Here is an 8,610-nt window from a genome sequence, read left to right as displayed (position 1 = left end):
CGGGCCGGTGGGCGTCAGTGACCGCGCGGCTCGCGCAGGCTCGTTCCCTCGACGTCGCGGACCCGCTTGCGCTCCAGCATGACCAGCACGGCGCCCACCGCGAAGGACACGATGCATGCCGGGCCGGCGATCCACGCCCAGCCCTCGAATCCGTACCCGGCGGCCACCAGCGTCAGCCCGAGCAGGAGCAGCCCGAGGCCCAGGAAGAAGTAGCCGGGCCAGCCCTTGGAGTCGGTCAGGGCCTCGCCGGCGTGGCTGCGCATCGTGCGGGCGTCGTCGGCCGGGAAGTCGCTGTCGGTCGTCAGATCCCTGTTGTACGTCTGCCTGCCGTGCACCGGATCGGCACCCGCCCGCGTCTCGTCGCTTCTCCGAAACTCGTTCTCGTGTTCCGTCACAGCCGCATCCTTTCCAGAAGTCGGGCCGGGAGAGCGCTGCGGCGCTCGGATTCGCCGACCGTGTCCCCCGTGTACCCGCTCCCGGGTCCGGGTATGCACCGGCCGGACCCGGCGGTCCCCGTCCGGGGCCGCCGGCACTCGCCCGCAGACCTCGAGGGAGGAACCATGACCGACCAGCACCGGCCCCGCAATCCGGTCGACCAGTACCCGGCACCGGATCGCGAGCGGCAACCCGAGCTCGAATATCCGGGCCTCACGTCCGACATGGTGTCGGCACCCGACCACGGCGAGCAGACCTATCGCGGCAGCGGCAGGCTCGAGGGCCGGCGGGCGCTGATCACCGGTGCCGACTCCGGGATCGGCCGGGCCGTCGCAATCGCCTTCGCCCGTGAGGGCGCCGACGTCGTCCTCAGCTATCTCGAGTCCGAGGAGGACGACGCCCGCGACACCGTGCGGTGGATCGAGGACGCGGGCCGGCGCGCCGTCGCGGTGCCGGGTGACATCCGCGCCGAGGAACACTGCCGGCACCTGGTCGACACGGCGGTGCGCGAACTCGGCGGCCTGGACATCCTGGTGAACAACGCGGCGTTCCAGATGGTGCAGATGAACGGGATCGCCGACATCACGACCGAGCAGTTCGATCGCGTGCTGAAGACGAACCTGTACGCGTTGTTCTGGTTGTGCAAGTTCGGGGTCGGGGTGATGGAGCCGGGCTCGACGATCATCAACACGTCGTCGATCCAGGGGACGAGCCCCTCGCCGGAACTGCTCGACTATGCCACGACCAAGGCCGGCATCGTCGACTTCACCAAGGGGCTGGCGGCGGACGTCGCGAAGCGGGGAATCCGGGTCAATGCCGTTGCCCCGGGCCCGATCTGGACGCCGCTGATCCCGGCCACCATGCCGCGGGAGAAGTTCGAGTCCTTCGGTGACGACGTCCCGCTCGGCCGCCCCGGGCAACCGGCCGAACTGGCGCCGGCGTACGTCTTCCTCGCCTCGCAGGAGTCGAGCTACATCACCGGCGAGGTCATCGCCGTCACCGGCGGCAAGCCCTTCTCCTGACACGCCCGTGGTGGCCGAATGTCACACGCGTTCAATCCAATCGAAGCGGTGTGACATTCGGCCACCATCCCAGGCGGGGGACGCGCGGGGGGTCAGGCCTGGGCCCGCTCCCACACGCGGTGGGCGCCGAGCAGGTCGACGATCCCGGTGACCACCGCTTCCGGATCGTCGGCGGTGACCACACCCGGGGCTTCGGGGTGGACGGCCGCGTGCTCGAGCGCCTCGGTGCCGGCGCCCCACGTGCCGAGCGCCTTGCAGTGCCGGAACGTCTCGTCGACCAGGACGCGCACGCGCGGATCGGCCGGGGCGCTCGCGAGCAGCAGCGCGTCGTACTCGACGGACCGGGCCGTGGCGAAGGTCCGCGAGATCGGCACCTCCTTGCGGCCGCCGTCGAGCTTGCCGCCGTGCGGGCCGATCACCAGCGGCACGGCCTTCGCGGCGGCCACCGCGGCGACGGCCTTGGCGACCTCGGCGACGTCGGCGCTGTCGTCCGCGACGATGCCGACCATCCGGCCCTCGATCGGCCAGGTCGCACCGACCTGGGACAGCGCCTCGCTGCGCAGCGGCTCACCGGCGAGGGCCACCGTCGGCTCCGGTGCCGGCAGCCCCAGGCCGGCCGCGACGGTGGCGCACAGTCCGGCATCGATGTTCGCGAGCACGCGCAGGGCCCGCTCCTTGATCGCCTGCTCGAAGCACTTGCCGAGTTCGAAGCTGTAGGCGTCGGCCACGTGCTGCTTCTCGACCTCGGACAGGCTGATGTAGAACAGTCGCGCCTGCGAGAAGTGGTCGTCGTACGAACTCGGCTGTGCGCGTTCCTTGACCGCGGCGGCGATGGGTGCCGGCACGTCGATGAACGCGGCCTCCTCGGCGCCGGCCAGGAACGGGCAGCCGGCCCCGAGCGAGTTGGGCCGGTACGGGGCCGCCCCGGGATGAATACCGGTCTGGTGCATGCCGTCGCGCAGCATGTCGTTGACGGGCGCATGCGGCCGGTTGATGGGCAGCTGACCGAAGTTGGGCCCGCCGAGCCGGCTGATCTGGGTGTCGAGGTAGGAGAACAGCCGGCCCTGCAGCAGCGGGTCGTCGGTGACGTCGATACCCGGCACGAGGTGCCCGGGGTGGAAGGCCACCTGTTCGGTCTCGGCGAAGAAGTTGGTCGGGTTGGCGTTGAGCTGCATCGTCCCGATCAGCTGGACCGGCGCGAGCTCCTCGGGGACGATCTTGGTGGGATCGAGCAGGTCGATGCCCTCGAACGTCTGCTCCGGGGTGTCGGGGAAGACCTGCACGCCCAGATCCCACTCCGGGTAGGCCCCGGCCTCGATCGCGTCGGCGAGGTCGCGGCGGTGGAAGTCCGGGTCGATGCCGCCGAGCAGCTGCGCCTCCTCCCACACCAGCGAGTGCACCCCCAGGCGCGGCTTCCAGTGGAACTTCACCAGCGACGTCTCACCGTCGGCGTTGACCATGCGGAAGGTGTGGACGCCGAAGCCCTCCATCATCCGGTAGGAGCGGGGGATGCCGCGGTCGGACATGTTCCACAGGGTGTGGGCGGTGGCCTCGGTGTGGAGCGAGACGAAGTCCCAGAACGTGTCGTGTGCGCTCTGCGCCTGCGGGATCTCCCGGTCCGGGTGCGGCTTGGCCGCGTGGACGACGTCGGGGAACTTGATCGCGTCCTGGATGAAGAACACCGGGATGTTGTTCCCGACCAGGTCGAACGTGCCCTCCTCGGTGTAGAACTTCGTCGCGAAGCCGCGTGTGTCGCGGACGGTGTCGGCGGAGCCGCGCGAGCCGAGCACGGTCGAGAAGCGGACGAACACGGGCGTCTCGGCGCCCTTCTGCAGGAACCCGGCACGGGTGATCTTCGAGGCGGCGCCGTTGGCCCGGAAGACGCCGTGGGCCGCGGCGCCGCGGGCGTGCACCGCCCGCTCGGGGATGCGCTCGTGGTCGAAGTGGGTGATCTTCTCGCGGAAGTGGTGGTCCTGCAGCAGGGTGGGGCCGCGCCGACCGGCCTTGAGGGAGTGGTCGGTGTCCGTCAGCCGCGCGCCCTGCGCGGTGGTGAGGTACCGGCCCTGGGGCCCGCGCGCGCCGTCGGGCAGGTCTTCGGGGGTGCCGGTGGCAGTGACCGGGATGGGTTCACGCTGGTCGGGCTTGGCCGGTGGCGGGTCCGTCGGGGTGGTGGGTTCCTCGACCGGGACCTCGAAACCGGCGGGTGAGCCGGGAACCGGCGGATTCTTCTCGAACACTGCGATGCTCCGTTCGGTCGAGACGGGTGACGTTCACGTCTCGGCCGAGTTGCCCCGCACGCCCGTTTCCAAACATCGGCCGGCGCGTCGGGTCTCGGCGTGCGCCGGGGTGGCGACCCACCCCGCCCGTGACAACGTCTGCGGCCGGCCACGCGCGGTGGCCGGCCACCACGGGCGGGTACCCCTTCGGCGGGGATCCCACACTTCGCCCGACGGGGCGACGAGAACGGATGCCCGGCGGGCGGACGTATTCGGGGCCGGAGGTTTCGACCGCGCGTCAGTGGGCACAACGGTTCAGGGCCGTCTCGTAGTCCGGATGCGGGCCGGCCAAGGTGCCCCGGGTTGAACTCGACAGCCCGGGGCGCCGAACTCCCTCGGCATGCCGGGCCGACCGGCGGGTCGAACGGCAGTTCCGGCCGGTCAGCGGGTGAAGCGCTCGACCGCGGCACCGGGCCGCCACAGGTCCACGTACAGGTGCTCCCCGTCCACCGACGTGAGCACCGCCTCGGCCAGGCCGAGTTCGAACACGTGCATCGGTCCCGGCGGCACCTCCTCCGGGTAGGCGGCGAGCACGGCTGCCTTCTCCTCGTCGTGCAGCTCCCGGGCCCGGCCGGCGACCTTCGCGTCGCCCCCTGTCATCGAGTGGTGCCCGGGATTCGAATGCAGGGCGTAGCGCGGATCGCGCTGCAGATCGCGCGCTTTCCGCGCGCCGGGCATCGAGCCGAGCACCAGCCGGCCGCCGACGATCTCGACCTCCGTCCCGCTGACGCGGGGCGACCCGTCCCGTCGCACCGTCGCCAGGACGTGATGCTTGTGCGCCTGCAGTCGTGCGGCGATCGCCTTCGCCAGATCCGGTGCCTGCTCGGAGAACTCGTCCCATGTGGTCATGGACCCAGCATGCCCCCGTATCACTGACATCCGATGTCAGTGTTTTCCGCGTAGGCTGCGGACATGCGATCGGCACGTCTGCTCGCGATGATGCTCCGGCTCCAGGGCAGCGCGGGCCTGACCGCGCGGCAACTCGCGGACGACCTCGGCGTGTCGGTGCGCACCGTGTACCGCGACGTCGGTGCCCTGTCCGCCGCGGGGGTCCCGGTGTGGACCGAGAGCGGACCGGGTGGCGGCATCCGCCTGCTCGACGGGTGGCAGTCCCGGCTGAGCGGGCTCACCAGCGACGAGAGCGCCGCGCTGATGCTGCTGGGGGTGCCCACCCTCGCCGCCGACCTCGGGGTGGAGCTCGAGGCGGCACGCGGCAAGCTGCTCGGATCCATGCCGGTCACCCTGCGCAGCGCCGCCCAGGCGTGGCGCGACCGGGTACACGTCGACGTCCCAGGCTGGTTCGCCGCACCGGGCGACAACACGCACCTGCCGGCGGTCGCGTCCGCCGTGTTCGACGAGCGCCGCCTGCACATCCGCTACCGGCGCGGCGCCCGGACCGTGGCCCGCACCCTCGACCCGCTCGGGCTCGTCGCCAAGGCCGGGGTCTGGTACCTCGTCGCCGCCCACACCGGTCACGTCCGCACCTACCGCGTCGGGCGCATCGCGTCCGCCGACGTGCTCGACGCTCCCGCGCACCGCCCCGGCGGATTCGACCTGCCCGCCTACTGGGCGGCGTCCGCGGCGGAGTTCGACCGGGCCCTGCGCACGTTCGCCTGCACGGTCCGCCTCACCCCGGCCGCGTGGCGGCGCCTGCCCCGCGTGGTGGGCGCCGACGCCGCCGCCGTCGAGCCGGGCCCGCCGGACGCGGACGGGCGGGTTCGGGTGGACCTGCTGCTCGAGGCCGAGGAGGTGGCGCTCGACCAGCTCCTCGCCCTCGGCGGCGGGGTCGAGGTCGTGGCCCCGCGGTCGTTGCGGGCCGCCCTCCGCGGCGCCGGCGAGACGCTGGCCCGGTGCAACTCGTGACGTCGGATCGAAAGCGACAGTCGTTCTGCGCGAACGGCTCTCGTGGTGCAGCGGTGTGAGCGGACGGCTCAGCGCACCAGCTTCCACTTGTGCTCGTGCCGGTAGAACGTGGACCGCTTCACCGCCCGGGGATTGGCCACCCCGTCGCGGGTGAGCAGGGCGCCGGGCGAGCCGAGCTGGACGGCGCGTCCGGTCACCCAGCGGTAGCCGCCGAACCAGCGCGGCCGGTCGATCGCGGCCCGCAGTCCCGGCATGTCGGGGATCGGCTCGATCCGCACGCCCGGGGCGACCCCGCTGAACAGGCGGGTGTCGTCCACATACGCCTCGCCGACGAGCTCGCCGACCTCACCCTCGACGAGGGCACGCCCGACGAGGGCGATGCCGGCGTCGTCGCGGATGAGCGGCACCGGCCGGGCCACGCCCTGCAGGGCGACGGTCGCGGCCTTGGACCCGAACCGCAGCCCGTAGGCCTCGGCGGCCGGGGTGCGCCGCTCGGGCACGTAGGCCAGTTCGATGCCGAGCCGCTCCGTGCGCATCATCCGGGTCAGCGCCGCGGCGAAGGCGGCATCCCCGCCCACCACCACGAGCCGGGGATCCTCGACCGACTCGAGATGCGCGAACACGTCCTCGAAGTCGTCCTTGCCGGGAAGCACGGGGGCGGTCAACGTGGTCAGGGACGTCAATGTCAACGGCAGCGGGGCGTCACCGCACTTGAGCACAACGGGGGTCAAGAGCACTCCTCTCGCGGCCGACGATGCTCCGTTCACTCTAGTCACGACGGGCCCCGCCGCCGGGCGCCCGAACGTGGCACGGTGAGTCGGGCGGATTCTCGGTCCCCGCCACAGGCGGGGCGGCGACCGGCGGACGCCGGAGGCAGCGCCGCGGACGTGGTCCGCTAGACTGTCCCCCCGGCTTCTGTTCTGTGACGGCAGAACCCTGCAGGCGGAGGGCGCCCGCACGTCGACACCCTAGGAGACAGCGAAATGCCGGCAATCGTCCTGATCGGCGCCCAGTGGGGCGACGAGGGCAAGGGCAAGGCCACCGATCTGCTCGGTGGCCGGGTGCAGTGGGTGGTGCGCTACCAGGGGGGCAACAACGCCGGCCATACCGTCGTCCTCCCCAACGGGGAGAATTTCGCGCTGCACCTGATCCCTTCCGGCATCCTCACTCCCGGCGTCACCAACGTGATCGGCAACGGAGTGGTCGTGGACCCGGGCGTGCTGCTCGACGAGCTGGCCGGTCTCGAGAACCGCGGGGTCGACACCACGAACCTGCTGCTCAGCGCCGACGCGCACCTGATCATGCCGTACCACGTGGCCATCGACAAGGTCACCGAACGCTTCCTCGGCGCCAAGAAGATCGGCACCACCGGCCGCGGCATCGGCCCGTGCTACCAGGACAAGATCGCCCGCGTGGGCGTCCGCGTCGCCGACGTCCTCGACGAGAAGATCCTCACCCACAAGGTCGAGGCCGCCCTGGAGTTCAAGAACCAGGTGCTGTCGAAGATCTACAACCGCAAGGCCCTCGACCCGCAGCAGGTCGTCGACGAGGTGCTCGGCCAGGCGGAGGGCTTCAAGCATCGCATCGCCGACACCCGGCTGCGCCTGAACCTGGCCCTCGAGGCCGGCGAGACGGTCCTGCTCGAGGGCTCGCAGGGTACTCTGCTCGACGTCGACCACGGCACCTACCCGTACGTGACGTCGTCGAACCCCACGGCCGGCGGCGCGGCGGTCGGGTCGGGCATCGGCCCCAACCGGATCGGTACGGTGCTCGGCATTCTCAAGGCCTACACCACCCGCGTCGGTTCGGGCCCGTTCCCGACCGAACTGTTCGACGAGCACGGCGCCTACCTGGCCAAGACCGGCGGCGAGGTCGGCGTCACCACCGGCCGGGCCCGGCGCTGCGGCTGGTTCGACGCCGTGATCGCCCGCTACGCGACCCGCGTCAACGGCATCACCGACTTCTTCCTCACCAAGCTCGACGTGCTGTCGAGCCTCGAGACCGTGCCGATCTGCGTCGGCTACGAGGTGGACGGGGTCCGCGTCGACGAAATGCCGATGACGCAGACCGACATCCACCACGCCACGCCGATCTACGAGGAGATGCCCGGCTGGTGGGAGGACATCTCCGACGCCCGCACCTTCGAGGACCTGCCGAAGAACGCACAGAACTACGTGCTGCGGCTCGAGGAGCTTTCGGGCGCGCGCATGTCGTGCATCGGCGTCGGCCCGGGCCGCGACCAGACGATCGTGCGGCGCGACATCCTGGGCTGAAACCCGCTGCGGCTGCCCGTCAGAACAGGGTCGGATCGTCGAAGCCGGGGGCGTGCTCGAGCGCGAGCAGCTCCCGCTTCGTGACGGTGCTTCCGGGTGCGGAGAAGCCGCCGATGCCGCCGCCCGCGGCGAGGATCCGGTGGCACGGCACGACGAGCGGAACGGGGTTGCGTCCCAAGGCCTGTCCGACGGCCTGCGCTCCGGCCGGCCGGCCGATCCGGGTGGCGACCTCGCCGTAGGTCGCCACCGTCCCGGGGCCGATCGTGCGCGCGAACTCGTAGACCGCGGTGTCGAATTCGGACACGTTCTGGTAGTCGACCGGAACCCAGCGCAGGTCGTCCGGGGCGCCGGCGAGATGCGCGGTGACGGCCTCGATCACGGGCTGCACCGCGGCCGGGGCCGGGCGCTCGACCGCGTCCGGGAACCGCTCGAGCAGTTCGTCGCGCGTCGGCTCGGGTGCGGTCTCGGGCAGTTGCAGGCCGACGATGCCGGCTGCGGACCACACGAGCCCGCACGTGCCGACGGCGGTGTCGAAGAGGGTGTAGCCGAGGGTGGTCACGTCGCCAGTATGGACTGGACCGGGGACAGGCGACCACTTCACCGACTGGACTGCGATACTGGACCGGTGATCACGCGTGCGATCGGCGCCGGCTCCCTGGCCCGCGACCTCGGCAACTGGCAGGACACCGCCGATCGGCGGCCCGCGTACCGGGCCCTCGCGGACGGAATCCGCCTGCTGGT

At 71.6% G+C, this 8,610-nt stretch carries 8 protein-coding genes; 3 read left to right on the top strand and 5 right to left on the bottom strand.

All coding sequences use genetic code 11. The features are described 5' to 3' along the window. Positions 1–14: 14 nt before the first annotated feature. Positions 15–335, bottom strand: coding sequence for a hypothetical protein (locus CQZ88_RS18935; protein ID WP_029545390.1), 321 nt, complete (start codon positions 333–335; stop codon positions 15–17). 225 nt (positions 336–560) lie between these two features. Here CQZ88_RS18935 and CQZ88_RS18930 point away from each other — a divergent pair, with 225 nt between their 5' ends. After that, positions 561–1,457 carry a glucose 1-dehydrogenase gene (locus CQZ88_RS18930; protein ID WP_006945447.1) on the top strand — a complete coding sequence of 299 codons (897 nt, stop codon included), beginning with the start codon at positions 561–563 and terminating at the stop codon, positions 1,455–1,457. A 92-nt stretch (positions 1,458–1,549) separates the two neighbouring features. On the opposite strand, the gene CQZ88_RS18925 is transcribed toward CQZ88_RS18930, so the two are convergent. Both CQZ88_RS18925 and CQZ88_RS18920 read right to left on the bottom strand, forming a co-directional pair. Beyond that, positions 1,550–3,694 carry a catalase gene (locus CQZ88_RS18925; RefSeq protein ID WP_065922252.1) on the bottom strand — a complete coding sequence of 715 codons (2,145 nt, stop codon included), beginning with the start codon at positions 3,692–3,694 and terminating at the stop codon, positions 1,550–1,552. 420 nt (positions 3,695–4,114) lie between these two features. Next, entirely contained in the window at positions 4,115–4,582 is a 468-nt protein-coding gene (locus tag CQZ88_RS18920; protein WP_006945450.1) for a pyridoxamine 5'-phosphate oxidase family protein, read from the bottom strand. Between the two features lie 63 nt (positions 4,583–4,645). Between CQZ88_RS18920 and CQZ88_RS18915 the strand changes: the two genes are divergently transcribed. Continuing rightward, entirely contained in the window at positions 4,646–5,596 is a 951-nt protein-coding gene (locus tag CQZ88_RS18915) for a YafY family protein (RefSeq protein WP_102800154.1), read from the top strand. Positions 5,597–5,664: 68 nt separating this feature from the next. Here CQZ88_RS18915 and CQZ88_RS18910 read toward each other — a convergent pair whose 3' ends face one another. After that, the gene (locus tag CQZ88_RS18910) at positions 5,665–6,315 is read right to left on the bottom strand and encodes a hypothetical protein (protein WP_029545383.1); all 651 of its coding nucleotides are present in this window, start codon (positions 6,313–6,315) and stop codon (positions 5,665–5,667) included. Positions 6,316–6,579: 264 nt separating this feature from the next. Between CQZ88_RS18910 and CQZ88_RS18905 the strand changes: the two genes are divergently transcribed. Further along, on the top strand, positions 6,580–7,869 hold the full coding sequence (locus CQZ88_RS18905; protein ID WP_006945457.1) for an adenylosuccinate synthase: 1,290 nt from the start codon (positions 6,580–6,582) through the stop codon (positions 7,867–7,869). Between the two features lie 19 nt (positions 7,870–7,888). On the opposite strand, the gene CQZ88_RS18900 is transcribed toward CQZ88_RS18905, so the two are convergent. Then, positions 7,889–8,428 carry a methylated-DNA--[protein]-cysteine S-methyltransferase gene (locus tag CQZ88_RS18900; protein WP_006945458.1) on the bottom strand — a complete coding sequence of 180 codons (540 nt, stop codon included), beginning with the start codon at positions 8,426–8,428 and terminating at the stop codon, positions 7,889–7,891. Positions 8,429–8,610 lie beyond the last annotated feature (182 nt).

This window comes from Rhodococcus sp. ENV425, assembly GCF_002887785.1.
Taxonomy (GTDB): domain Bacteria; phylum Actinomycetota; class Actinomycetes; order Mycobacteriales; family Mycobacteriaceae; genus Rhodococcus; species Rhodococcus aetherivorans.
This window is presented reverse-complemented; position numbering and strand designations above follow the sequence as displayed.

Bases quoted from the DNA above. Each gene is read 5' to 3' on its own strand.
- CQZ88_RS18930 (WP_006945447.1), top strand. From the start codon at position 561: ATGACCGACCAGCACCGGCCCCGCAATCCGGTCGACCAGTACCCGGCA.
- CQZ88_RS18915 (WP_102800154.1), top strand. From the start codon at position 4,646: ATGCGATCGGCACGTCTGCTCGCGATGATGCTCCGGCTCCAGGGCAGC.
- CQZ88_RS18905 (WP_006945457.1), top strand. From the start codon at position 6,580: ATGCCGGCAATCGTCCTGATCGGCGCCCAGTGGGGCGACGAGGGCAAG.
- CQZ88_RS18920 (WP_006945450.1), bottom strand. From the start codon at position 4,582: ATGACCACATGGGACGAGTTCTCCGAGCAGGCACCGGATCTGGCGAAG.